Source organism: Massilia putida, assembly GCF_001941825.1.
Classification (GTDB): Bacteria; Pseudomonadota; Gammaproteobacteria; order Burkholderiales; family Burkholderiaceae_D; genus Telluria; species Telluria putida.
This window is the reverse complement of the sequence record NZ_CP019038.1, coordinates 3,587,573-3,613,112: the sequence shown is the minus strand read 5'-3', so window position 1 is coordinate 3,613,112 and position 25,540 is coordinate 3,587,573. Positions and strand designations below refer to the sequence as shown.

Sequence of the window (25,540 nt, the reverse complement as noted above, 5' to 3'; positions counted from 1 at the left end):
TTTGTGATGATTCTGGGGGATTAGCTCAGCTGGGAGAGCACCTGCTTTGCAAGCAGGGGGTCGTCGGTTCGATCCCGTCATCCTCCACCAACTCTCTGTTCACTGCATTTATCAAAGCTTGGCAACACTGAGTTTCGATAAGTGTAGTTCTCGTTCTTTAACAATCTGGAAGAAGTAAAGTTTTCTTTAAGCGTTCAATACGTTGAAAAATGTATCGAACACTTAGGGTAGTAATCTGTATGTATCAACAAACAAAGTAAGCTGAATCCTTGTCGATATGACGTTCCCTGACACTCATGCAGGGGCCAACGTTATAGGGACAAGCGAATAAGTGCACATGGTGGATGCCTTGGCGATTACAGGCGATGAAGGACGTAGTAGCTTGCGATAAGCTGCGGGGAGTGAGCAAACACACTTTGATCCGCAGATTTCCGAATGGGGAAACCCGGCCTTTTAGGTCATCGCATACTGAATACATAGGTATGCGAAGCGAACGCGGCGAACTGAAACATCTAAGTAGCTGCAGGAAAAGAAATCAACCGAGATTCCCAAAGTAGTGGCGAGCGAAATGGGATGAGCCTTGTACGTGATAGTCGATCGGATAGTGGAACGCCTTGGAAACGGCGGCCATAGCGGGTGATAGCCCCGTACACGAAATCCGAACGGTGATACTAAGCGTACGACAAGTAGGGCGGGACACGAGAAATCCTGTCTGAAGATGGGGGGACCATCCTCCAAGGCTAAATACTCGTAATCGACCGATAGTGAACCAGTACCGTGAGGGAAAGGCGAAAAGAACCCCGGGAGGGGAGTGAAATAGATCCTGAAACCGTGTGCATACAAACAGTCGGAGCCTCTTCGTGGGGTGACGGCGTACCTTTTGTATAATGGGTCAGCGACTTACATTCAGTGGCGAGGTTAACCGAATAGGGGAGCCGTAGAGAAATCGAGTCCGAACAGGGCGACAGTCGCTGGGTGTAGACCCGAAACCAGGTGATCTACCCATGGCCAGGATGAAGGTGCGGTAACACGCCCTGGAGGTCCGAACCCACTAATGTTGAAAAATTAGGGGATGAGCTGTGGGTAGGGGTGAAAGGCTAAACAAACCTGGAAATAGCTGGTTCTCTCCGAAAACTATTTAGGTAGTGCCTCAAGTATCACCATCGGGGGTAGAGCACTGTTATGGCTAGGGGGTCATTGCGACTTACCAAACCATTGCAAACTCCGAATACCGATGAGTGCGAGCTTGGGAGACAGACGTCGGGTGCTAACGTCCGGCGTCAAGAGGGAAACAACCCAGACCGCCAGCTAAGGTCCCAAAGATTGGCTAAGTGGAAAACGAAGTGGGAAGGCTAAAACAGTCAGGATGTTGGCTTAGAAGCAGCCATCATTTAAAGAAAGCGTAATAGCTCACTGATCGAGTCGTCCTGCGCGGAAGATGTAACGGGGCTAAGCCAGTCACCGAAGCTGCGGATATGTTTCTTAGTATTTATACTTTGATCCATATGGTAGGAGAGCGTTCCGTAAGCCTGAGAAGGTGTCTTGTAAAGGATGCTGGAGGTATCGGAAGTGCGAATGCTGACATGAGTAGCGATAAAGAGGGTGAAAAGCCCTCTCGCCGAAAGCCCAAGGTTTCCTGTTCAACGTTCATCGGAGCAGGGTGAGTCGGCCCCTAAGGCGAGGCAGAGATGCGTAGCTGATGGGAAGCAGGTTAATATTCCTGCACCGTCGTATGATGCGATGGGGGGACGGATCGCGGAAGGTTGTCCAGCTGTTGGAATAGCTGGTTTTTGACTCATAGAAGGCGCTTAGGCAAATCCGGGCGCGTAATTCAAGGGGTCGAGACGGGTGTCCTTGTGACACGAAGCAATCGGAAGTGGTTCCAAGAAAAGCCTCTAAGCTTCAGTCATACGAGACCGTACCGCAAACCGACACAGGTGGGCGAGATGAGTATTCTAAGGCGCTTGAGAGAACTCGGGAGAAGGAACTCGGCAAATTGGTACCGTAACTTCGGGATAAGGTACGCCCCGGTAGCTTGAATGGTTTACTCCATGAGGGTGAAAGGGTTGCAATAAACTGGTGGCTGCGACTGTTTAATAAAAACACAGCACTCTGCAAACACGAAAGTGGACGTATAGGGTGTGACGCCTGCCCGGTGCTGGAAGATTAAATGATGGGGTGCAAGCTCTTGATTGAAGTCCCAGTAAACGGCGGCCGTAACTATAACGGTCCTAAGGTAGCGAAATTCCTTGTCGGGTAAGTTCCGACCTGCACGAATGGCGTAACGATGGCCACACTGTCTCCTCCCGAGACTCAGCGAAGTTGAAATGTTTGTGATGATGCAATCTACCCGCGGCTAGACGGAAAGACCCCATGAACCTTTACTGTAGCTTTGCATTGGACTTTGAACCAATCTGTGTAGGATAGGTGGGAGGCTTTGAAGCGGGGACGCCAGTTCTCGTGGAGCCAACCTTGAAATACCACCCTGGTTCGTTTGAGGTTCTAACCTTGGCCCGTGATCCGGGTCGGGGACAGTGCATGGTAGGCAGTTTGACTGGGGCGGTCTCCTCCTAAAGTGTAACGGAGGAGTTCGAAGGTACGCTAGGTACGGTCGGACATCGTGCTAATAGTGCAATGGCATAAGCGTGCTTAACTGCGAGACCGACAAGTCGAGCAGGTACGAAAGTAGGACATAGTGATCCGGTGGTTCTGTATGGAAGGGCCATCGCTCAACGGATAAAAGGTACTCTGGGGATAACAGGCTGATTCCTCCCAAGAGTTCATATCGACGGGGGAGTTTGGCACCTCGATGTCGGCTCATCACATCCTGGGGCTGTAGCCGGTCCCAAGGGTATGGCTGTTCGCCATTTAAAGTGGTACGTGAGCTGGGTTTAAAACGTCGTGAGACAGTTTGGTCCCTATCTGCCGTGGGCGTTGGAAATTTGAAGGGGGCTGCTCCTAGTACGAGAGGACCGGAGTGGACGAACCTCTGGTGTACCGGTTGTCACGCCAGTGGCATTGCCGGGTAGCTAAGTTCGGAAGAGATAACCGCTGAAAGCATCTAAGCGGGAAACTCGCCTTGAGATGAGATTTCCCGGAGCCTTGAGCTCCTTGAAGGGTCGTTCGAGACCAGGACGTTGATAGGTCGGGTGTGGAAGTGCAGTAATGCATTAAGCTAACCGATACTAATTGCCCGTACGGCTTGTCCCTATAACCTTGGCAGTCATTGCCAATGCAAGGGTTCAGCTGTTTGTTGACACAACAGATTAAAACCACTTCTTCCAGATTCAGAGTGACGCATGCATTCAAGCTGCGGCACTCGTACAAGTTATGCCTGATGACCATAGCAAGTCGGTACCACCCCTTCCCATCCCGAACAGGACCGTGAAACGACTTTGCGCCGATGATAGTGCTGCAACCAGTGTGAAAGTAGGTTATCGTCAGGCTAGTTATTCCGCAGAAGCCCGCTCAGTTCAGTCTGAGCGGGCTTTTTGCTTTCGGTAACACGAAACCCGCCCGGCCGGATCGGCACCACCCATCCTTGCCTGAGCGGGCTTCGTGCTTCTTACATCCGCTCCAGCTTCGCCATCACCTCGTCCGGCAACACGAGCGCCGCCGCCGCCATGTTCTCGCGCAGATGCGCAACCGAGGACGTCCCAGGAATCAGCAGGATGTTCGGCGAACGTCGCAACAGCCACGCGATCGCCACCCGCATCGGTGTCGCATCCAGCCCGGCCGCGACGGCCGACAACGTCTCCGACTGTAGCGGCGAAAAACCGCCCAGCGGAAAAAACGGCACATAAGGAATGCCGTCACGCGCCAACGCATCGATCATGTCGTCGTCATTACGGTGGACGAGGTTGTACATGTTTTGCACGCACGCGACCGGTACGATGCGCCGCGCGTCCTCGACCTGCTTCATCGTCACGTTGCTCAGGCCGACGTGTTTGATCAGCCCTTCTTCCCTTAATTCCGCCAGCGCCGTCACCTGCGCCTCAAGCGATCCTTCCGCCGGACCATGCACATCCAACATGCTGCGGAAATTCACGACCTCGAGCACGTCCAGGCCGAGATTGCGCAGATTGTCGTGCACGGCCTGTCGCAACTCCTGCGCCGAGACAGCCGGCAGCCAGCCACCTTGCGCATCACGCCGCGCACCGATCTTGGTGACGATGACGAGATCGTCGGGATACGGTTGCAGCGCCTCCTGGATCAACTGGTTCGTGACGTGCGGCCCGTAGAAATCCGACGTGTCGATGTGATTGACGCCGAGCGCCACCGCTTCGCGCAGCACGGCGCGGGCGGCGTCGGGATCCCGGGGTGGCCCGAACACACCGGGACCGGCCAATTGCATCGCGCCATAGCCGAGGCGCCGGACGGTGCGGTCGCCGAGCTGATAGGTGCCGGCGCGATCGATACTGGACATGAGGTTCTCCTTTGATAAATAGTGAACAGTGCATCCACGATAAGCCGGCAACAATCCCAGTACAATCCGGCATAATCCGCATGGGTTGTACGTCTGAACGGACAATGGAAAACACATGAAAGTCGATCTCGGCGACCTGTCGGCCTTCGTCGCCGTCGCGCGTGCCGGCGGTTTCCGCGATGCGGCGCGGGCCACGAGCGGCAGCGCGTCCGGTCTCAGCGATGCGGTGCGGCGTCTCGAAACAAAGCTCGGCGTCCGGCTGCTCAACCGCACCACGCGCAGCGTCGTGCCGACGGAAGCGGGCCGCAGCCTGCTCGCGCGGCTCGACCCGGTGCTCAACGAAGTCGAGAGCGCACTGGACGTCGTCAACGGTTTTCGCGACACGCCCACCGGCACGCTGCGCTTGAACGTGCCGATGAGCGCGGCGCGGCTCGTCCTGCCGTCCATCGTGCCGCGCTTTCTCGCCGCGTATCCGGAGATCCGTCTCGAGGTGATCGCGGACGAGAGCTTCGTCGACGTGCTCGCGGCCGGTTGTGATGCCGGCATCCGCTATGAAGAAAAGCTCGAGCAGGACATGATCGCCGTGCCGATCGGGCCGAGAGTCCAGCGCATGGCGGCAGCGGCGGCGCCGGCTTACCTCGACCGGCGCGGCCGGCCGCAACATCCCCGCGACTTGCTGGACCACGCCTGCATGCGCGCCCGCTTCGCCAGCGGTGCGGTCATCCGCTGGACGTTCGAGTGCGACGGTGAGACGGTGACGATCGATCCGCCCGGACAATTGCTGGTCCAGGTCGGCGGCGCCCTCGACCTGAAGATCGACGCGGCCGTCGCCGGCACAGGCATCGTCTACCTGTTCGAGGACTGGCTGCGCCCGTACATCGAGCGCGGCCAGCTCGAGCCCGTTCTGGAACCGTGGTGGCCGCGTTTTTCCGGCCCATATCTCTACTATCCGGGGCGCAGACTCGTTCCGGCGCCCCTGCGCGCGTTCGTCGATTTCATCCGCGCGGATCAGTGACCGCGCTGGTACGTGCCGATCAGCTCCGCCTGCGCCTTCACATGACCTTGCATCGCTTTTTCGACCTGTGCCTTGGTCGGGTGACGCAGGTCGGGCAGGACCGTGTCGAGCGCGTACAGTTTATGCACGTAGCGATGCCGTCCCACGGGCGGACAGGGCCCGCCGTAGCGCGTGTTCTTGAAGTCGTTCAGGCCAGCCTGTGTGCCCGGCGGCAGGTCGGCTTCGCGTATCCCGGCGGATAGACGATTCGCTTGCGGTGGAAGGTTGTAGAGAACCCAGTGGACCCAGGTCATTTTCGGGGCCGCGGGATCGGGCGCGTCCGGGTCGTCCACGATGAGGACGAGGCTGCGGGTGTCGGGCGGGACGCCGGACCAGGACAGCGCCGGCGATATGTTTGTACCGTCGCAGGTGTGAATGGCCGGGATGGGACCGCCGGGCGTGAAGTCGGCCGAGGTCAGGGTCAGGCTCATGCTTGCCTCCTTTGCGTCTGAAACCCATACGCTTGGACATCGGCAAACGACGCGGGTTGCGCCGGCGCGAGCGGGTATTCGTGTCCCGCCGCCACGCCGGCCGCCACCAGCCGTCACAGCGGCCGCATGACCATCGCGGCGCCGCTGTATGAACGGCTGGGCAAACACTCGCCACCGTCTGTGCTCCCCCCGATATCGGAACTTGAAGGTAGGCCAGTGTCGCCCAGTTCGTAAAATCCTTGTCCACGATGCCGTGAACACAAGGGTATTATCCGGGTGCAAGCGCCCTCATCTGTTCGGCGCCTCACACAACGCTGCCGTGGCAACGTTGGCGTCAGGATTGCGGTTCGCTGACCTGGATCGGATCACGGCGCGGGATCAGATACCAGAGTCCCACAAACAGGAAGAGGGAAGCAACTGCGGCAGCGATGCTGAGCGACAGCGTGTCGGTTGCAAGCGACACAACCGTCAACATGTCGAGCGACAGGCCAAGAGCCAGTGGCATCAGCGCACCCCGGATGGCTCTGCGCGACACCTTGACCATGAGCGATGTCGCATAGCCATGCTGGGCGCGGTAGTACACGGCCGGCGTCATCAGGAGGGCCATCGCAATGACCATCAAGGCGAGGCCGACCATGTGACACGCCTGTGCATACAGCGCGAGGTCGTTGAACCGTTCGTTGAACACGGCGATCGTCTGGAAACCGAACACCGCCTGCAGGCCAGGAAGAATGCAGCGCGCCTCTTCGATGATGTCGCGCATTGTCTGATGGTTCTTTTCTTGTTGAGAGGCTTGATCGTCCATGGGGTCACAGTAGCGCCAATTACGGCTGTGTTCAACTGTGCGCACGATTGACGTCTGTCATCACGCATGTACGATGCCGGCCGCTGATGCCCATTGTTCGAGGCTGTGCCGCTGGATCGCGGCCGCCATCAGGTCGGGAAACAGGTCGGGCGTGCAGGCAAAGCAGGGAATGCCCATCGCGGCCAGCTTCGCCGCATTGTTGCGGTCGTAGGAAGGGGCGCCGCTGTCGTCCAGTGCGAGCAGCGCGATCACCTGCGCGCCGCTGCCGACGAGGCTCGCCGCGCGCCTCAGCATCTCGGCATTGTTACCGCCCTCGTACAGGTCGCTGATCAGGACGAAGATCGTGTCCTGCGGCCGCGTGACGAGGCCCTGGCAATAGGCGAGCGCGCGGTTGATGTCGGTGCCGCCGCCCAGCTGCGTGCCGAACAGGACCTCGACCGGATCGTGCAGCAGCGGCGTCAGGTCGACGACGGCCGTGTCGAACACCACCACCGACGTCGTCACCGCCTTGATGCCGGCAAGGACCGCCGCGAACACGCTCGCGTATACGACGGACGGTGCCATCGACCCGCTCTGGTCCACGCACAGCACGATGTCGCGCAGCGAGCGCCCGCGCCGGCCGTAGCCGATGCGTGTCTCCGGGATGATCGTCCGGTAGTCCGGCTGATAATGCCGCAGGTTGGCGCGGATGGTACGCAGCCAGTCGATGTCCTGGTGGCGCGGCCGCAGGTTGCGCGCGGCACGATTCAGGCTGCCCGCGACGGCCTGGCGCATCGGCGTCGCCAGCTTCTTTTCCAGGTCAAGGGCGACTTTCGCCACGACGGCGCGGGCCGTCGCGCGCGTCTTGTTCGGCAGCACGCGGTTCAGGCTGAGGAGCGTGGCGACGAGGTGCACGTCCGGCTCGACGGCCGCCAGCATTTCCGGCTCGCACAACATCTGCTGCAGACCCAGGCGGTCGAACGCATCCTTCTGCATCACCTGTACGACGCTGGACGGGAAATACTGGCGGATGTCGCCCAGCCAGCGCGCCACGCGCGGCGCCGATCCGCCCAGGCTTCCGCCGCGCGTATCGGGACCGGCGCCATACAACGCGTCCAGCGCGGCGTCGATGGCGGCATCGTGCGCGCCCAGCGACAGCGATTGGTTGGCGTCCTGGCCCAGCACGAGGCGCCAGCGCCGCGCCGCTTCTTTTTCATGCGTCATGGATAGTCTCCTGGGCGGCGCGGGTGCCGAACAACGTGTGCAGGATCGGCAGCACGCGCCGTGCCCGGATCGGGTCGACGGCCGCTGCCGGCGCAGCGCTCGGGGTCGTGCCGCCCGCCTGCGCCGCACGCTCGCCCAGCTCGCGCCGCTCCGGCCCACTGAACGTGGCGACCGTGCGGCGCAGCAGTGGCAGCAGCTCCGTAAAGACATGGTCCGGCTGCGCGAGCAGCCAGCCGTTCACGATGGTCCACAGCGCGTCGCTGTGCGCGAGCAGCGCGCCGCTCCCTTGCAAAAAACCTTCGAGCCAGTGCGCCGTGACGAGCGGCGCGATGGTCGGCGAGCAGCGCAACGACAGCTGGCGCGCGGCGCGCTCCGCATCCCAGCGTCCCTGTTCGGTGAGGATGCGGCCGCACCGTCCCGCCAGCAGCGGATGCGACAGATCGCTCGTGGCGCCCGCTTCCAGCGCGTCGAACCACGCCGCCGCATGCGTCTCGTTCTGCAGCAGGCGTACGGCCTGGTCGGCCGCGATGACCTGGCCGAGCAAGCCGGCCGCCGCATCGTCGGCGACGCCGCGCAAGCCGTACGGCAGCGCGATGCACGCGCGCGCCACGAGGCCGTCGACGACGCTGGACAGCGCCTGCGTATCGACGTTGCGCGCGCTGCCGTAGCGCAGCACGTTGACGAGCGCCGGCAATGCCGCCAGCAGCGGGCCGAGATCGGGCGTCAGCGTGCCTACTTCCTGGATGCGCGCCATCAGCGCGTCGACGGCCGCGCGCAGATCGGCCAGCAGGATCGTCTCCATCAGGCGCGTGAGTTCGGGCAGCGTTTGCGCCTGCGCCGCGCGGTCGGCCGCCAGCGCCGTCGCCGCGGTTGCCAAAGTGCCGCCCCAGCGGCTGGCGGCGATCAGGTCGACGGCGAATTCCGGTTCCCACACGAGTTGCCACTGCTCGTGGAAGGTGCCCGTCCTGCCGCGTACCTCCAGCTGCCGGCCCCACGCGATGCCCAACAGCGCGAGGCGGTGCAGCAGCACACTCTTTTCTAGGTGCGCGGGTTGGCGCAGGTCGAGGGCGAGCTCCGCCGCGTCCGCGCGCACGGGCATGCGCAGGCGCTTCTGCTGCGCGGCCACGTCCTGCGCGAGCGGCACGGCCGGCACGTAGTCCGGCACCGACCCGAGTGCCTCGTCGACGAGCAATTCGCGCCGGATCAGGCGCAGCGGCGCATCGCTGTCGTAGCAGAACACGGCGCGCACGGCTTCCATCAATTCATCCAGGCCGGCGCGCGGACGGTCGCGCAGCGCGGCCAGCGTGTCGGCCAGGCGCACGGCCTCGATCACGTGGGCGGACGACGCATCGAGGTCGTGCCGGCGCAGCAGCGTGGCGACTTCCGTCAGCCAGTGCAGGCCGGCGCGCTCGCGGTGGCGCCACAGGTGGCGATACCAGCCGGGCGCCGTCACGCCCGCGCCGTAGCCGCTGGCGAAGGTGAGGCGGCCGTGCGTCCAGGGCACCCACGTCGCCGCGGTCTTTTCCTTCGCCAGGCCTTTGAGCAAATCAGCGTCGCTCTTCGCGCTGGGGAGCACGGCGAGGGCCGGCACGTGCCATGCGCCGCACACGACGGCGATGCGTTCGCGGCCATCCTTGACGGCCTGGCGGATCGTCGTGCGCATCCACGCTTCGCGCTTCACTTCCAGCTCGTCCGGCGGCGGACCGGCTTCGTTGCGCAGCGCCGTCATCATCTCGGCGATGGCGGCAAACAGATCGAGGCTGTCGCCGCGCTGCTCGACGAGGTGGTCCCACCACGTCTCCGTGTCGCCGTAGCCGGCCGCGCGGGCGAGCCAGCGCAGCGGGTCCGTATGGATGTCGTCCGTCTGTTCGCGCGTCGTGTTCAGGGCGAAGCGGTGGGTCTGCGGCAGGTCGCAGAAGCGCAGGTTCACGCCATGCTCGCTGGCGTAGCGGAGCGCCTGCCATTCCGGCGAAAACTCGGCGAACGGATAGAACACGGCACGCTGTGGATCGGCCGGCGCGTACAGCAGCAGCGCCACCGGCGGCACCAGGTCCGCATGGCCGGCAAAGCGCGCCAGCGCGTCCGCTTCCGGCGGGCCCTCCACGAGGATGCAGTCCGGCGCCAGCGCAGCGAGCGCCTGCGCCAGGCTGCGTGCGCACCCGGGGCCGTGGTGGCGGATGCCGAACAGGTGGACGCTCATCGCGCGTTACGCCATCACGTCGCGGCAGGCGCGGTACAAATCCTTCCAGCCGTCGCGCTCCTTGACGACGGTCTCCAGGTACTCGAGCATCGCCACGCGGTCGTGCAGCGGATCCTTGACGATCGCGCCGACCATGCCGGCCGCGAGGTCGGCGCCGCGCAGCACGCCGTCGCCGAAGTGCGCCGCCAGCGACAGGCCGTGCGTGACGACGGAAATCGCCTCGGCCGTGCTCATGCTGGCACTGGGCGCCTTCAACTTCGTCTTGCCGTCGCTCGTCACGCCTTCGCGCAGCTCGCGGAACACGGTGACGATACGGCGGATCTCTTCCAGCGCCGGCGTCTCGGCCGGCAGCTCGAGCGCGCGGCCGATGCTGGCCACGCGCGATTCGACGATGCGCACTTCCTCGTCGACCGTGCGCGGCGGCGGCAGCACGACGGTGTTGAAGCGGCGCTTCAATGCGCTCGACAATTCGTTGACGCCGCGGTCGCGGTCGTTCGCGGTGGCGATGATGTTGAAGCCCTTCTGCGCGAGCACCTCGTCGTCCAGTTCCGCGATCGGCAAGACTTTCTCGGACAGGATCGAGATCAGGCTGTCCTGCACCTCGCCCGGCATGCGTGTGAGTTCTTCGATGCGGGCCACGCGTCCCGTGCGCATGGCGCGCATCACCGGACTCGGGACGATGGCCTCCTGCGACGGCCCCTTGGCCAGCAGCTGCGCGTAGTTCCAGCCATAGCGCACGGCTTCCTCGCTGGTGCCCGCCGTGCCGTGGACGATGAGCGTGGAGTCGCCGCTGATCGCGGCCGCAAGGTGTTCGGACACCCACGATTTCGCCGTGCCCGGCACGCCCAGCAGCAGCAGGGCACGGTCGGTGGCGAGCGTGGCGACGGCGATCTCGATCACGCGCGGATTGCCGATGTATTTGGCGCTGATCGTCACGCCGTTGTCCAGCCGGCCGCCCAGCAGATAGGTCGACACGGCCCACGGCGACATTGTCCAGCGGGGCGGGCGCTGGCGTGTATCGAACGCGATCAGTGCGTCCAGTTCTTCGGCGTACTGCTGCTCGGCATGCTGGCGGAGGACGGACGAGGTGGAGGTCATGCTGGCTCCTGGAATGAGAGGGTCATCTCGTGGCGCAGGCGCACGAGATCGAGGAATTCGTCGATGGCGCTTTGCCATTGCGCGTCGGGCAGACGGGCGGGTTCGAAGGCGGCGGCCGTCGCCGGGTCGAGCACGAGCGCGAGGCTGGACAACAGCTGGCGCACGAGCCACGGGTGGCCCGTGTCCCCGATCGCCGGCACGACCGGCTGCAGGCGCCGCAGCGCGTGCCGGCTCAACGTCGCGGGCCACGTGTCCGGCGAACCGGCGGCGAGACGCGCCAGCAGCCGCACGCGGGCGCCGTCGGCGATCCATTGGCCGGGCAGGGCATTGAACAGGGCGCTGGAGGCGCCGTCGGTGTCGTGCGCAAAGTGGGCGGCCACGAGGTCGAACAGGCTGTCGGGCACGGCCTCGCGCAGGGTCGGGTCGGCGGCGATCCACCATGCGGTCAGGTCGCGCAGCCAGGCTTGCTGTCCGGGCGACGGCTCGTCCTGCACATGGCGCTGCACGGCCAGCGCCCAGCCGCGCACGAACACGGCGGCGAATTCGCTGCGCTCGGCGAGGGCGAGGCAGGCAAGTGGCGCACGGTCGAAATGCCGCGTCCAGACGTCGGGATCGACGGCGGCCAGCATGTCGACGACCCACCCGGCTTTTTCGCCCAGGCCGTGATGTGGACTCGCGCCGATGCCGTCGCGCCGCATGGCCGCATCGATCGCCGCCGGCAGGGTCAGGTTGACGCGGGCCGCGCGCAGCAATGGACGTTCGAGCCGCAGCAACGGCAGCAGGCGATCGAGCATGCGCTGCGCCAGCCGCGATCCGGGCAGGCGCGCAAGCACGCGCTGGGCCGCGGTGCGCACTTCCTTGCGGCGGTCGTCGAGGACCGTTTCGAGGAAGGCTTCGTCGTCCGGTCCCAGGTTTGTCGCCAACACCGCCAGCAGGGCCGCGCGCTGTTCCGGCGGCTCGCCGGACCACGCCAGGACGAGGGCGGACAACGCCGCACCGGGATCGCGGACGCGCCAGTCGCGCAGCGCGGCCACTCTTTGCGCCGGCGTGCCGGTGTCCCACAGCGACGCGTCGGACTCCACGCTGGCGGCCACCCACGACCATTCCCCTTGCTGCCGCGCGAGCCAGTGTCCGCGTTCGCCCAGCACGGGCGGAAGCAGCGGGCGCAGCGTCGGCTGGTGTGTGGCGGCATCGAGCAGTTTAGGCAGGAAGTGCGCCGGTACGCGCCCGTCGTGACGGCGCAGCAGGCGCAGCCACTCGGCCTCCAGGCCGGCCGGATGCAGGCCGCGCAGCAGCTGGGCGAGGATGGTTTGCGCGCGGGGCGGGCAGGGGCGGAGCAGGTCGGGCGCGGCGCCCGGCGTCGGCGCCGGTGCCGGCTGGTCCGGTGCGAGGAAGCCGCTGCGCTCCCACAGGTCGAGGGCGCCGAGCGACAGCCACAGCGCCGCTTCGGGCACCGTCGCGGCGTCAAAGGGCAGCAGCGCGTCGAGCGGCGCCGCAAGGGCGGCGGGCGGGCGGCCGGCGCGGGTCATCCCGATTTTTAACAGCTGCTGCAGCTGGCGCGCGTCGTCGCTCATCATATGAAATCGCTGTCGATGTTGTACAGTCGCCCGTCGTGCCAGACGCTCAGCGGCAGCAGCATGCGTCCATCCCATTCGCCGCATACGGTGAGCGGATGGCCGCCGCTCAACGCGAGCAGGTGAAGCGGATGGCGGAACGCGGGATGCAACGCGATGCGGCGGCCGTGCGCATCGCGGACGATGCCGCGGTCTGCGTCGTCCGGCACGAGGCCGCCGAGCAGCACCGGATGGCGCTCGAGGAAGGGTTGTGCCGCGAGGGCGTCCGCATAGGTGCCGAGCAGGCCGTCGAGGTCGGAGGGTTCGAGATCCGCGGAGAGAGGCCAGGCTTCGTCCTGCCTGCGGATCTGGGCACGCAGCGGATAGGCGCTCGGATAGAAGCAGAGCTCTCCGTCGAATGCCGTGCCGGGCGCGAGCTGCTGGTCGAAGCCTTGCGTGCCGACCGCGTACTGGAGGTGCAGTGCCCAGCGTCCCTGGCTGGCGCCATGGAGCCACGTCGCGCGCGCGCGCAAGCGATCGTCGTCGAAGGTGCTTTGGGCCAGCACGCGCCAGCGGTCCGCGACGGGGCGTTGGCGCAGCACCTCGTCCTGGCTCATCGTCCAGCCGAGCAGGGCGCGCACGTCGGCCTGCAGCGCGGGCGCCAGCTGATCGATGCGCTGCCAGGCCTGGGTCAGCAGGTAGAGCGATGCGAGTTCGTTCGCGACGAGGGTCTCGGCATTGCGCAGGCCCGACTGGTACAGCATGCTGCCGGTGCGGCGCAAACGGCGTGCGAGCGGCGCCGCCTGGGCATCGGCCATGCGCGCGGCGATCGCATCCCAGAAGCCCTGCCCGCGCGAGCGCACGGACGCGAGACCTTCGCGCGCCAGGTCGTGCAGCCACGTCTGCAGTTCCAGCAGGCCGGCATCGACCTTGTCCTCGCGCTTTTCCTCACGCTTGCGGGCCTGGGCCGCGGCTTCCGGATTCGGGAGCGTGGTCGCGGAGACCTTCTTTTCCTGGCGCACCTGGCGGTTCTGCAGCCAGTCGCGCACCCAGGCCGGTTCGTCGCCTTGCTCGAACAGCGCGGGTTCGGCAGTGCACAGCAGGTACAGGCCGAGTCCGTGCTTGCAGGGGAATTTGCGGCTGGGGCATGTGCATTTGAAGGCAGGGCCGCCAAGGTCGATCTGGGTGCGGTACGGTGTCTTGCCGCTGCCCTGGCATTCGCCCCACAGCGCGACGTCGCTCGTCCCTAGATTGGACCAGTTTCGTGGCGCCGCGAGCTGGCTGCCGGCCCTGGCCGAGGCGGAATCGGGAGCGAGAGCCAGGATCTGGTTGGCGTCGAGAGTCACCGGTGTCCTTCAGGAGGATTGATATAATTTCTAGCTCGGTGGAGCAATATTCGGTGATTATTGCCTAAACGTCAACTAGGCTGAGAATGAGGGGAAGTGGCGGTCGCGCAACGGCTCTTGCGCCCGGGTGCGTCCGTTGTTATAGTGCGCGTCCTGTTTCGCAGCGCATGAAATGAGTCGGAAACGACGGCGCGACGAAATAGACGAGGGGTTGACGAGTTAAGCGAAACACTGCATAATCTCATTCCTCTGCTGCTGACGAACAAAACGATTCGCAAGCGCAGCAAGGCAGTACCGAACACGAAGTTCTTTAACAATCAACAGTCGATAAGTGTGGGCGTTTGATGAGGTGCCAGTATCGCTTCGGTGATACTGAATGCTTAAATTATCAAATGTTCACGCAAAAGAAATACGTTGCTCAGCAATGAGTAACGGTCAGTATTTTGAGTGAGCGACATGACACGAAAGTGTCAAAACAGAGATTAAACTGAAGAGTTTGATCCTGGCTCAGATTGAACGCTGGCGGCATGCTTTACACATGCAAGTCGAACGGCAGCGCGGGGCAACCTGGCGGCGAGTGGCGAACGGGTGAGTAATATATCGGAACGTACCCAAGAGTGGGGGATAACGTAGCGAAAGTTACGCTAATACCGCATACGATCTACGGATGAAAGTGGGGGACCTTCGGGCCTCATGCTCCTGGAGCGGCCGATATCTGATTAGCTAGTTGGTGAGGTAAAGGCTCACCAAGGCGACGATCAGTAGCTGGTCTGAGAGGACGACCAGCCACACTGGGACTGAGACACGGCCCAGACTCCTACGGGAGGCAGCAGTGGGGAATTTTGGACAATGGGCGCAAGCCTGATCCAGCAATGCCGCGTGAGTGAAGAAGGCCTTCGGGTTGTAAAGCTCTTTTGTCAGGGAAGAAACGGGGTTGGCTAATATCCGACTCTAATGACGGTACCTGAAGAATAAGCACCGGCTAACTACGTGCCAGCAGCCGCGGTAATACGTAGGGTGCAAGCGTTAATCGGAATTACTGGGCGTAAAGCGTGCGCAGGCGGTTTTGTAAGTCTGACGTGAAATCCCCGGGCTTAACCTGGGAATTGCGTTGGAGACTGCAAGGCTGGAGTCTGGCAGAGGGGGGTAGAATTCCACGTGTAGCAGTGAAATGCGTAGAGATGTGGAGGAACACCGATGGCGAAGGCAGCCCCCTGGGTCAAGACTGACGCTCATGCACGAAAGCGTGGGGAGCAAACAGGATTAGATACCCTGGTAGTCCACGCCCTAAACGATGTCTACTAGTTGTCGGGTCTTAATTGACTTGGTAACGCAGCTAACGCGTGAAGTAGACCGCCTGGGGAGTACGGTCGCAAGATTAAAACTCAAAGGAATTGACGGGGACCCGCACAAGCGGTGGATGATGTGGATTAATTCGATGCAACGCGAAAAACCTTACCTACCCTTGACATGTCAGGAACCTCCGAGAGATTGGAGGGTGCCCGAAAGGGAGCCTGAACACAGGTGCTGCATGGCTGTCGTCAGCTCGTGTCGTGAGATGTTGGGTTAAGTCCCGCAACGAGCGCAACCCTTGTCATTAGTTGCTACGAAAGGGCACTCTAATGAGACTGCCGGTGACAAACCGGAGGAAGGTGGGGATGACGTCAAGTCCTCATGGCCCTTATGGGTAGGGCTTCACACGTCATACAATGGTACATACAGAGGGCCGCCAACCCGCGAGGGGGAGCTAATCCCAGAAAGTGTATCGTAGTCCGGATCGCAGTCTGCAACTCGACTGCGTGAAGTTGGAATCGCTAGTAATCGCGGATCAGCATGCCGCGGTGAATACGTTCCCGGGTCTTGTACACACCGCCCGTCACACCATGGGAGCGGGTTTTACCAGAAGTAGGTAGCTTAACCGCAAGGAGGGCGCTTACCACGGTAGGATTCGTGACTGGGGTGAAGTCGTAACAAGGTAGCCGTATCGGAAGGTGCGGCTGGATCACCTCCTTTCTAGAGTGGCACTGCGAGCGCAAGCTCGGTCATCAAGCGCCTACGCTTATCGGCTGTTAATAAAGTTAAACGAGAAGAGTTTTCGGGGCTGTAGCTCAGCTGGTTAGAGCACCGTGTTGATAACGCGGGGGTCGTTGGTTCGAGTCCAACCAGCCCTACCAGTCAACGCTGTTGTCCATGTATTGGGGGATTAGCTCAGCTGGGAGAGCACCTGCTTTGCAAGCAGGGGGTCGTCGGTTCGATCCCGTCATCCTCCACCACTCTCTGTTCACTGCATTTATCCAAGACCTGAGTCTTCGATAAGTGTAGTTCTCGTTCTTTAACAATCTGGAAGAAGTAAAGTTTTCTTTAAGCGTTCAATACGTTGAAAAATGTATCGAACACTTAGGGTAGTAATCTGTATGTATCAACAAACAAAGTAAGCTGAATCCTTGTTGTTATGACGTTCCCTGATACTCATGCAGGGGCCAACGTTATAGGGACAAGCGAATAAGTGCACATGGTGGATGCCTTGGCGATTACAGGCGATGAAGGACGTAGTAGCTTGCGATAAGCTGCGGGGAGTGAGCAAACACACTTTGATCCGCAGATTTCCGAATGGGGAAACCCGGCCTTTTAGGTCATCGCATACTGAATACATAGGTATGCGAAGCGAACGCGGCGAACTGAAACATCTAAGTAGCTGCAGGAAAAGAAATCAACCGAGATTCCCAAAGTAGTGGCGAGCGAAATGGGATGAGCCTTGTACGTGATAGTCGATCGGATAGTGGAAGTCTTTGGAAACAGACGCCATAGCGGGTGATAGCCCCGTACACGAAATCCGAACGGTGATACTAAGCGTACGACAAGTAGGGCGGGACACGAGAAATCCTGTCTGAAGATGGGGGGACCATCCTCCAAGGCTAAATACTCGTAATCGACCGATAGTGAACCAGTACCGTGAGGGAAAGGCGAAAAGAACCCCGGGAGGGGAGTGAAATAGATCCTGAAACCGTGTGCATACAAACAGTCGGAGCCTCTTCGTGGGGTGACGGCGTACCTTTTGTATAATGGGTCAGCGACTTACATTCAGTGGCGAGGTTAACCGAATAGGGGAGCCGTAGAGAAATCGAGTCCGAACAGGGCGACAGTCGCTGGGTGTAGACCCGAAACCAGGTGATCTACCCATGGCCAGGATGAAGGTGCGGTAACACGCCCTGGAGGTCCGAACCCACTAATGTTGAAAAATTAGGGGATGAGCTGTGGGTAGGGGTGAAAGGCTAAACAAACCTGGAAATAGCTGGTTCTCTCCGAAAACTATTTAGGTAGTGCCTCAAGTATCACCATCGGGGGTAGAGCACTGTTATGGCTAGGGGGTCATTGCGACTTACCAAACCATTGCAAACTCCGAATACCGATGAGTGCGAGCTTGGGAGACAGACGTCGGGTGCTAACGTCCGGCGTCAAGAGGGAAACAACCCAGACCGCCAGCTAAGGTCCCAAAGATTGGCTAAGTGGAAAACGAAGTGGGAAGGCTAAAACAGTCAGGATGTTGGCTTAGAAGCAGCCATCATTTAAAGAAAGCGTAATAGCTCACTGATCGAGTCGTCCTGCGCGGAAGATGTAACGGGGCTAAGCCAGTCACCGAAGCTGCGGATATGCGCTTGCGCATATGGTAGGAGAGCGTTCCGTAAGCCTGAGAAGGTGTCTTGTAAAGGATGCTGGAGGTATCGGAAGTGCGAATGCTGACATGAGTAGCGATAAAGAGGGTGAAAAGCCCTCTCGCCGAAAGCCCAAGGTTTCCTGTTCAACGTTCATCGGAGCAGGGTGAGTCGGCCCCTAAGGCGAGGCAGAGATGCGTAGCTGATGGGAAGCAGGTTAATATTCCTGCACCGTCGTATGATGCGATGGGGGGACGGATCGCGGAAGGTTGTCCAGCTGTTGGAATAGCTGGTTTTTGACTCATAGAAGGCGCTTAGGCAAATCCGGGCGCGTAATTCAAGGGGTCGAGACGGGTGTCCTTGCGACACGAAGCAATCGGAAGTGGTTCCAAGAAAAGCCTCTAAGCTTCAGTCATACGAGACCGTACCGCAAACCGACACAGGTGGGCGAGATGAGTATTCTAAGGCGCTTGAGAGAACTCGGGAGAAGGAACTCGGCAAATTGGTACCGTAACTTCGGGATAAGGTACGCCCCGGTAGCTTGAATGGTTTACTCCATGAGGGTGAAAGGGTTGCAATAAACTGGTGGCTGCGACTGTTTAATAAAAACACAGCACTCTGCAAACACGAAAGTGGACGTATAGGGTGTGACGCCTGCCCGGTGCTGGAAGATTAAATGATGGGGTGCAAGCTCTTGATTGAAGTCCCAGTAAACGGCGGCCGTAACTATAACGGTCCTAAGGTAGCGAAATTCCTTGTCGGGTAAGTTCCGACCTGCACGAATGGCGTAACGATGGCCACACTGTCTCCTCCCGAGACTCAGCGAAGTTGAAATGTTTGTGATGATGCAATCTACCCGCGGCTAGACGGAAAGACCCCATGAACCTTTACTGTAGCTTTGCATTGGACTTTGAACCAATCTGTGTAGGATAGGTGGGAGGCTTTGAAGCGGGGACGCCAGTTCTCGTGGAGCCAACCTTGAAATACCACCCTGGTTCGTTTGAGGTTCTAACCTTGGCCCGTGATCCGGGTCGGGGACAGTGCATGGTAGGCAGTTTGACTGGGGCGGTCTCCTCCTAAAGTGTAACGGAGGAGTTCGAAGGTACGCTAGGTACGGTCGGACATCGTGCTAATAGTGCAATGGCATAAGCGTGCTTAACTGCGAGACCGACAAGTCGAGCAGGTACGAAAGTAGGACATAGTGATCCGGTGGTTCTGTATGGAAGGGCCATCGCTCAACGGATAAAAGGTACTCTGGGGATAACAGGCTGATTCCTCCCAAGAGTTCATATCGACGGGGGAGTTTGGCACCTCGATGTCGGCTCATCACATCCTGGGGCTGTAGCCGGTCCCAAGGGTATGGCTGTTCGCCATTTAAAGTGGTACGTGAGCTGGGTTTAAAACGTCGTGAGACAGTTTGGTCCCTATCTGCCGTGGGCGTTGGAAATTTGAAGGGGGCTGCTCCTAGTACGAGAGGACCGGAGTGGACGAACCTCTGGTGTACCGGTTGTCACGCCAGTGGCATTGCCGGGTAGCTAAGTTCGGAAGAGATAACCGCTGAAAGCATCTAAGCGGGAAACTCGCCTTGAGATGAGATTTCCCGGAGCCTTGAGCTCCTTGAAGGGTCGTTCGAGACCAGGACGTTGATAGGTCGGGTGTGGAAGTGCAGTAATGCATTAAGCTAACCGATACTAATTGCCCGTACGGCTTGTCCCTATAACCTTGGCAGTCATTGCCAATACAAGGGTTCGGCTGTTTGTTGACACAACAGATTAAAACCACTTCTTCCAGATTCAGAGTGACGCATGCATTCAAGCTGCGGCGCTCGTACAAGTTATGCCTGATGACCATAGCAAGTCGGTACCACCCCTTCCCATCCCGAACAGGACCGTGAAACGACTTTGCGCCGATGATAGTGCTGCAACCAGTGTGAAAGTAGGTTATCGTCAGGCTAGTTATTCCGCAGAAGCCCGCTCAGTTCAGTCTGAGCGGGCTTTTTGCTTTCGGTAACACGAAGCCCGCCCGGCCGGATCGGCACCGCCCATCCTTGCCTGAGCGGGCTTCGTGCTTCTTACATCCTCTCCAGCTTCGCCATCACCTCGTCCGGCAACACGAGCGCCGCCGCCGCCATGTTCTCGCGCAGATGCGCAACCGAGGACGTCCCGGGAATCAGCAGGATGTTCGGCGAACGTCGCAACAGCCACGCGATCGCCACCCGCATCGGTGTCGCACCCAGCCCGGCCGCGACGGCCGACAACGTCTCCGACTGTAGCGGCGAAAAACCGCCCAGCGGGAAAAACGGCACATAGGGAATGCCGTCACGCGCCAACGCATCGATCATGTCGTCGTCATTACGGTGGACGAGGTTGTACATGTTTGCCGTTCAGCGAGGCCGGCAACATGGCCGATCCGAACCGCAACATCGTGACCCTGACGGAGTGACGCGTCAGGCCTGCGACAGCGGCGCCGGATCCTGAGCCACCGCGGTGGCCGCCTTGCTCCTGGTGATGCTTTCGCCGTCGCCGCGGCGCAGGCGGGCGAACACGATGGACGACAGCATCGTCATCACGGCCAGCGCGACAAACGCGTGGTGCAGGGCCTTGGTGACCATCACCTGGTCGGTCTGCGGCACGCGGCCCAGGAACCACGCCGTCACGAGCGAGCCGGCCGCGAGGCCGAAGCTCATCGACAATTGCTGGAACGACGAGGCGATCGTGCTGGCCATGCTCGAATCTTTCGATTCGACGTCGGCATAGGCCAGCGTGTTCATGCTCGAGAATTGCAGCGAATTGAAAAAGCCCTGCAGCAAGCCGATGCCGGCGATGGCGTACCACGGTGTGGCCGGACCGACCAGCGAGAACAGGCCGATCGTCAGGCCAATGCAGATCGTGTTGAACGTGAGCACCTGGCGGTAGCCGAAGCGCGCGAGCACTTTCGGCGCGATCAGCTTCATGCCCATCGCGGCAGCCGCCGTCGGCATCATCAACAGGCCCGATTGCCACGGCGCCAGTTTTAAACCCAACTGGTACAGCAGCGGCAGCAGGAACGGCAGGCCGCCGATGCCCAGGCGCGTGATGAAGCCGCCCAGCACCGAGATGCGGAACGTGCGCACCTTGAACAATGCCAGGCGCAGCAGCGGGAACTGCGCCTCATTCGCGTGCCAGGCGTAGGCGGCGAGCAGCGCGACGGACAATGCCAGCATCAGGCCGGCCGTCATGGGGTCGAGCGTGTGTTCGCCGAAGACTTCCAGCAGCCACGACAGGATCGCCGTGCCCGAACTGAACAGGATGAGCCCGATCACGTCCAGCGGGCGCGGCTCGGCGCCGTGGTAGTCCGGCATATGCCGCCAGACGAGGTAGAGCGCGAGCAGGCCGACGGGCACGTTGACGAAGAAGATGGCGCGCCACGAAATCCAATGCACGATCAGGCCGCCGACGGTCGGACCGAGCAGCGGGCCGATCAGCGCCGGCAGGATCACGAAGTTCATCGCGCCCAGCAACTCGTTTTTCGGAAACGTGCGGATGATCGATAAACGTCCCACCGGCATCATCATCGCGCCGCCGAGCCCTTGCAGCAGGCGGGCCGCCACCATCATCGGCGCGTTCAGCGACAGGCCGCACAGCACCGACGCCACGGTGAAGATCGCGATCGCCGTGAAGAAGACGCGGCGCGTGCCGAAGCGGTCGGCCATCCACCCGCTCACCGGGATGCCCACGGCCAGGCTGAGGATATAGCTCGTAACGACGGATTTGAGGCTGAGCGGCGTGACTTGCAGGCTGGCCGCGATGCTGGGGACGGCGGTGTTGACGATGGTGGCGTCGAGCTGCTCCATGAACAGGGCAGTCGCCACCAGCCACGGCAAATAGCGTTTGATGGTGTCGGTATCGGTCATCGGGATTATCTGATGCGACGCTCGGAGCAGGCGCCGCCGGCTCCGATTGTCACATAAATCCCGCAAGCCCGACTTGTGCGGGACGTGCGATCAGTAGTGGTACGCAGCCTTCAGCAGCAGCAGGTTCACGCCGCCGTTCGGATGCTTGATGCCGCCGTTCGAGTAATGCTGCAGGCGCGCGCCGAGTTCCCATTTGTTGGCGAACACATAGCCGACACCCACGTGGTCCGCGAATTCGAAGGCGGTCGACAGCTGGCGGTGCGTGTTGCGGTACACGCTGGAGAAGACGGCGGCGCCGATGCCGGCGTCGGCGTAGAAGCCCAGCTTGTCGTTGGCTTCCCAGCGGAACACCGGCGTGATGCCGACCACGGCCAGGTCCTTCTTCTCGCCCGGCACGTCCAGCCACTGGTTGGCGCGCCAGTAAGCGACGTTCGCGTCCCAGTAGCCGGACAGGTGGTAGCCGCCGGCCGGCAGCCAGTTCTTGTTCCAGTCCTTCTGGACCGCGAGACGGACGACCTGTACGTGCTCGCCGCCGCCGGCTTCCACCGACGCGGAATCGAACATACCGTCGGCAGCGTGAGCCGCCGTGGCGGCCGACAACGCGGCCACGGCCGCCAGGGAACGCATCATTTTTTTCATGGAGAACATTGCCTTTGCTGTGAGAGTAAGCCGTGCAAGCAAAATGGTCACGGCCAAACCGCTATTGTAGCGAGGTCGGTGAAAGGACGTGGTCGACCTATCAATTGCTAGAATGTGGGCAATGGATATTCGTGAGGATGCAATGACATTACCGACTGTGGCATTTCTCGGCATCGGCCTGATGGGCAAGCCGATGGCGACCCGGCTGGCCCAGGCCGGCTATCCCCTGCGCGTCTGGAACCGCACGGCCGCCAAGGCCGAAGCGCTGCGCGCGACCGGGGCCGAACCGCACGCCGACCTGATTGACGCCGTGCGCGGCGCCGACATCGTGATCACGATCCTGGAAGCGGGACCGGTCGTCGGCCAGGTCATCGCCGATGCCTTGCCGGCACTGGCCCAAGGCACGCTGTGGATCGATATGAGTTCCACGCGCCAGGACGAAGCCCTGACGTTCGCCGCCCGTCTGCAGCAAGCGGGTTGCCGCTTCGTCGATGCGCCCGTGTCCGGCGGCGTGGGCGGTGCGGAAGCGGGCCAACTCGCGATCATGGCCGGTGCGAACGCGGCCGATTACGCGCAGGCCGAACCCGTGCTGCGCGTGCTGGGCAATCCGAAAGCCGTCGGCCCCGTCGGCAGCGGGCAGGTGGCCAAGCTGTGCAACCAGTTGATCGTCGGCGCGACGATCAATGTCGTGGCCGAAGCGTTGCTGCTGGCGGAAGCGGCAGGCGCCGATCCGGCCGCCGTGCGCGACGCGATCCGTGGCGGCTTTGCCGGCAGCCGTGTGCTGGAAGTGCACGGACAGCGCATGCTGGAGCGGAACTTCATGCCGGGCGGCCAGGTCAAGACGCAGTTGAAGGACCAGCGCAATATCCTGGCTGCGGCGAACGCGGCCGGCGTCACCTTGCCGGTGACGGAACTGGTGACGCGCCAGTACGAAACCATCGAAGGCGACATCCCGTCCGCCGACCACGCGGCGGGTCTCATCGCGTTGGAGCGGATGAATCCCGGTAAACGCCTGGGCACCGCACCGGACCGTCTCCCGTAGCGGATCATTCACTAACTGTTTGCGCAATCAATACAACTACGTATAATTCCCTGCGGTATTACATCGTTACGTAATATTTTCGGAGACACGCAGCAGGGGAGCGCGGTTCAACGCAGCACTTGCCGCACATAATGAACCCATTACAGGGGCAGCATGGATATTCTGGAAGACGGTTTCCGCGCCCGGCGGCAGCTGTTGAAACTGGCGTCGGCAATGATGTTGCCTTCCGGTCTGGTCGCGTGTTCTTCGGAGAAGAAGAGCGAATCCCTGGTCGTCGGTGGATTGCCCGTGACCTGCAACCTGACCCTCCCCGTCGCGTGCGCGGCGAAAGCGGCGGATAGCGCCGCCGCCAAACAGCCGGCACAGCCGCTCGGATTCGAGTACAGCAAATACAGCGGCTTCCCCGAACTCAAGGAATCGCTGATGGCCGGCCGTATCCAGGCGGCCTACGTGCTGGCGCCGATGGTCATGGACCTCGTGTCCAGCAACATTCCCGTCAAGGTCGTGTCGCTGGGTCACCGTTCGGGCGCCGTCATCATGGTGCGCACGGATGCGGGCTATAAGCACTTCCGCGACCTGCAGGGCAAGCGCGTCGCCATTCCCAGCCGGTTCGCCGTCGACCTGCTGTTCCTGCGCAAGATGCTGCTCGCGGAAGGCATGTCGATCAAGGACGTCGAACTGGTCGAGATGCCGCCGCCGGACATGCCGGCCGCGCTGTACGCGAAAGCCATCGATGCCTATTGCACGGGCGAGCCGTTCGGCGCCGCGGCCCAGATGGCCGGGTATGCGACGCCGCTGCGCATGACGCGCAACGAGTGGCCGAATTACATCTGCTGCGTGCTCACCGTGCGCGAAGACCTGATCGCGAAGAACCGCCAGGCCGTGCAGGACCTCGTCAATTACGTGCAGGCGGCCGGCACCTGGATGGATGCGGATCCCGCGCACCGCGACCGCGCCATCGCGATCGCCGCCACCAAGAAATACTTCAACCAGGACCCGAAGATCCTGAAATTCGTGATGACGAATCCGAGCGACCGCGTCACGTACGGCGACCTGCGCATCATCCCGAAGGAATTCGACGAATTGATGCAGATGTCGCTGGATGCGGGCACGCTCAAGAAGCCCGTCCAGTTCAGCCAGTACGTGGACGACAGCTTCTTCAAAGCCGTCCGCCCCGTCGCGATCACGCTATGAAACGCATCGCCACAGCGCTGTTAGTGCTTGCTTTGCCGTTGGCTGCGGGTGCCGACGCGCTGAAATCGGGCGAATTCTCGCCGCCCCGGATGGCGCCGGATTTCACGTTGCAGGGTTCGACCGGCAAGCCCCTCAAACTCTCCGATTACCGCGGGAAGGTCGTGGCGCTGGGCTTCGGTTTCACATCCTGCCCGGCCGTGTGCCCGACGACGCTTGCCGAACTCGCGGCCGTGAAATCCAAGCTGGGCGCGCAGGGCAAGGATTTCCAGGTCGTGTACGTGACCGTCGATCCGGAGCGCGACACGCTTGAGCGGATGCGCGCCTACCTGACGGCGTTCGACCCGACGTTCGTGGGCGCGACCGGCCCCGCCGCGCAACTGGCCGAGGTGCGCAAGGAGTACGGCGTCACGGCCGTAAGGACCGGCAACGGCGCGAATTACGGTTTCAATCATTCGTCCTTCGTCTACCTCGTCGACCGGTCCGGCAAGCTGCGGGCATTGAGTCCGTATGGCCGCGCGGTGGACGATGTTGTGCACGACGTGCGTGTCCTGCTGGGCCCATGACACGTTCCCGCATCCTCGAACTGGCCGCGGCGGCGCTGGCCACCGTGGTCCTCTGGGCCATGTTCGCGCCGGTTTCCGCGGGCTCGCGCGAGCAGTTGTTCGAGATTCCCGCAGGGACGTACGCGCGGCGCGCGGCGGGCGACAAGGTCGAGATCCTGCCGGCGGAAATCCGGCTGACGCTGGGCGTCAAGGACGTCCTCGTGCTGAGGAATCTCGACAAGGTGCCGCAGACGTTCGGGCCCGTGCTCATCATGCCGGGCCAGAGCTTCAAGATGCCGTTCGGCGTCGCGGGGGACGTCCAGTTCGAATGCACGGCGCACGCGAGCGGCCATATGCGCATCGTCGTCGATCCGGCGCCCGATGCAGGCTGGCGGCGGCTGGCGTGGCGCGCGCGCACGGCCATGCAGTGGTTGAACACATCGAAGACATGACAGGGGACGG

15 protein-coding genes, 3 tRNA genes, 5 rRNA genes and 1 pseudogene are annotated in these 25,540 nt (G+C 61.7%); 13 read left to right on the top strand and 11 right to left on the bottom strand.

The window, feature by feature from the left end:
- Nucleotides 1-14: 14 nt before the first annotated feature.
- From BVG12_RS18275 to rrf (BVG12_RS18265), 3 genes are all read left to right on the top strand, one after another.
- Nucleotides 15-90, top strand: a tRNA-Ala gene (locus BVG12_RS18275).
- Nucleotides 91-317: 227 nt separating this feature from the next.
- A 23S ribosomal RNA gene (locus tag BVG12_RS18270) occupies nucleotides 318-3,210 on the top strand.
- Between the two features lie 123 nt (nucleotides 3,211-3,333).
- Nucleotides 3,334-3,446, top strand: a 5S ribosomal RNA gene (gene rrf / locus BVG12_RS18265).
- A 119-nt stretch (nucleotides 3,447-3,565) separates the two neighbouring features.
- Here the strand turns inward: rrf (BVG12_RS18265) and BVG12_RS18260 are convergent.
- Nucleotides 3,566-4,426: an aldo/keto reductase family oxidoreductase gene (locus tag BVG12_RS18260; RefSeq protein ID WP_075793644.1), complete on the bottom strand. Its 861-nt coding sequence runs from the start codon at nucleotides 4,424-4,426 to the stop codon at nucleotides 3,566-3,568.
- Nucleotides 4,427-4,541: 115 nt separating this feature from the next.
- Here BVG12_RS18260 and BVG12_RS18255 point away from each other — a divergent pair, with 115 nt between their 5' ends.
- Entirely contained in the window at nucleotides 4,542-5,441 is a 900-nt protein-coding gene (locus BVG12_RS18255; RefSeq protein WP_075793643.1) for a LysR family transcriptional regulator, read from the top strand.
- Here the strand turns inward: BVG12_RS18255 and BVG12_RS18250 are convergent.
- The 7 genes from BVG12_RS18250 to BVG12_RS18220 form a co-directional block, all read right to left on the bottom strand.
- Nucleotides 5,435-5,911: a YbhB/YbcL family Raf kinase inhibitor-like protein gene (locus BVG12_RS18250; protein ID WP_075793642.1), complete on the bottom strand. Its 477-nt coding sequence runs from the start codon at nucleotides 5,909-5,911 to the stop codon at nucleotides 5,435-5,437. The genes BVG12_RS18255 and BVG12_RS18250 overlap by 7 nt on opposite strands.
- 334 nt (nucleotides 5,912-6,245) lie before the next feature.
- On the bottom strand, nucleotides 6,246-6,716 hold the full coding sequence (locus tag BVG12_RS18245) for a DUF6328 family protein (protein ID WP_075793641.1): 471 nt from the start codon (nucleotides 6,714-6,716) through the stop codon (nucleotides 6,246-6,248).
- Nucleotides 6,717-6,776: 60 nt separating this feature from the next.
- The gene (locus tag BVG12_RS18240) at nucleotides 6,777-7,919 is read right to left on the bottom strand and encodes a VWA domain-containing protein (protein WP_075793640.1); all 1,143 of its coding nucleotides are present in this window, start codon (nucleotides 7,917-7,919) and stop codon (nucleotides 6,777-6,779) included.
- Complete coding sequence (locus tag BVG12_RS18235; protein WP_075793639.1) at nucleotides 7,909-10,119, bottom strand: DUF5682 family protein; 2,211 nt, start codon at nucleotides 10,117-10,119, stop codon at nucleotides 7,909-7,911. The genes BVG12_RS18240 and BVG12_RS18235 overlap by 11 nt, the downstream gene beginning before the upstream one ends.
- A gap of 6 nt (nucleotides 10,120-10,125) precedes the next feature.
- Nucleotides 10,126-11,217 (bottom strand): ATP-binding protein, encoded by a 1,092-nt coding sequence (locus tag BVG12_RS18230; RefSeq protein WP_075793638.1) that lies wholly within the window; start codon nucleotides 11,215-11,217, stop codon nucleotides 10,126-10,128.
- Nucleotides 11,214-12,794, bottom strand: coding sequence for a DUF5691 domain-containing protein (locus BVG12_RS18225; protein ID WP_075793637.1), 1,581 nt, complete (start codon nucleotides 12,792-12,794; stop codon nucleotides 11,214-11,216). Before BVG12_RS18225 ends, BVG12_RS18230 begins: the two co-directional genes overlap by 4 nt.
- On the bottom strand, nucleotides 12,791-14,116 hold the full coding sequence (locus tag BVG12_RS18220; protein WP_075793636.1) for an SWIM zinc finger family protein: 1,326 nt from the start codon (nucleotides 14,114-14,116) through the stop codon (nucleotides 12,791-12,793). Before BVG12_RS18220 ends, BVG12_RS18225 begins: the two co-directional genes overlap by 4 nt.
- Nucleotides 14,117-14,600: 484 nt before the next feature.
- Here BVG12_RS18220 and BVG12_RS18215 point away from each other — a divergent pair.
- The 5 genes from BVG12_RS18215 (at nucleotide 14,601) to rrf (BVG12_RS18195) (ending at nucleotide 19,721) form a co-directional block, all read left to right on the top strand.
- Nucleotides 14,601-16,129 (top strand): 16S ribosomal RNA (locus BVG12_RS18215).
- Between the two features lie 84 nt (nucleotides 16,130-16,213).
- Nucleotides 16,214-16,290 (top strand) — tRNA-Ile (locus BVG12_RS18210).
- 23 nt (nucleotides 16,291-16,313) lie between these two features.
- Nucleotides 16,314-16,389, top strand: a tRNA-Ala gene (locus BVG12_RS18205).
- Between the two features lie 219 nt (nucleotides 16,390-16,608).
- Nucleotides 16,609-19,485, top strand: a 23S ribosomal RNA gene (locus tag BVG12_RS18200).
- A gap of 123 nt (nucleotides 19,486-19,608) precedes the next feature.
- A 5S ribosomal RNA gene (gene rrf, locus BVG12_RS18195) occupies nucleotides 19,609-19,721 on the top strand.
- Together the 16S, 23S and 5S rRNA genes with 2 tRNA genes alongside form the textbook arrangement of a ribosomal RNA operon.
- A gap of 119 nt (nucleotides 19,722-19,840) precedes the next feature.
- Here rrf (BVG12_RS18195) and BVG12_RS18190 read toward each other — a convergent pair.
- The 3 genes and pseudogenes from BVG12_RS18190 to BVG12_RS18180 form a co-directional block, all read right to left on the bottom strand.
- Nucleotides 19,841-20,146, bottom strand: a pseudogene (locus tag BVG12_RS18190) (aldo/keto reductase); the annotation flags it as partial.
- A 69-nt stretch (nucleotides 20,147-20,215) separates the two neighbouring features.
- Nucleotides 20,216-21,661 (bottom strand): DHA2 family efflux MFS transporter permease subunit, encoded by a 1,446-nt coding sequence (locus BVG12_RS18185; RefSeq protein WP_075793635.1) that lies wholly within the window; start codon nucleotides 21,659-21,661, stop codon nucleotides 20,216-20,218.
- Nucleotides 21,662-21,751: 90 nt separating this feature from the next.
- Nucleotides 21,752-22,291, bottom strand: coding sequence for an acyloxyacyl hydrolase (locus tag BVG12_RS18180; RefSeq protein ID WP_229503648.1), 540 nt, complete (start codon nucleotides 22,289-22,291; stop codon nucleotides 21,752-21,754).
- Between the two features lie 151 nt (nucleotides 22,292-22,442).
- Between BVG12_RS18180 and BVG12_RS18175 the strand changes: the two genes are divergently transcribed.
- The 4 genes from BVG12_RS18175 (at nucleotide 22,443) to BVG12_RS18160 (ending at nucleotide 25,530) form a co-directional block, all read left to right on the top strand.
- Complete coding sequence (locus BVG12_RS18175) at nucleotides 22,443-23,342, top strand: NAD(P)-dependent oxidoreductase (protein WP_075793633.1); 900 nt, start codon at nucleotides 22,443-22,445, stop codon at nucleotides 23,340-23,342.
- Between the two features lie 153 nt (nucleotides 23,343-23,495).
- Nucleotides 23,496-24,536, top strand: coding sequence for an ABC transporter substrate-binding protein (locus tag BVG12_RS18170; RefSeq protein WP_075793632.1), 1,041 nt, complete (start codon nucleotides 23,496-23,498; stop codon nucleotides 24,534-24,536).
- Nucleotides 24,533-25,099, top strand: a complete 567-nt coding sequence (locus BVG12_RS18165; protein ID WP_075793631.1) for an SCO family protein — start codon at nucleotides 24,533-24,535, stop codon at nucleotides 25,097-25,099. The genes BVG12_RS18170 and BVG12_RS18165 overlap by 4 nt, the downstream gene beginning before the upstream one ends.
- Nucleotides 25,096-25,530, top strand: a complete 435-nt coding sequence (locus BVG12_RS18160; RefSeq protein WP_075793630.1) for a cupredoxin domain-containing protein — start codon at nucleotides 25,096-25,098, stop codon at nucleotides 25,528-25,530. The genes BVG12_RS18165 and BVG12_RS18160 overlap by 4 nt, the downstream gene beginning before the upstream one ends.
- Nucleotides 25,531-25,540: the final 10 nt, after the last annotated feature.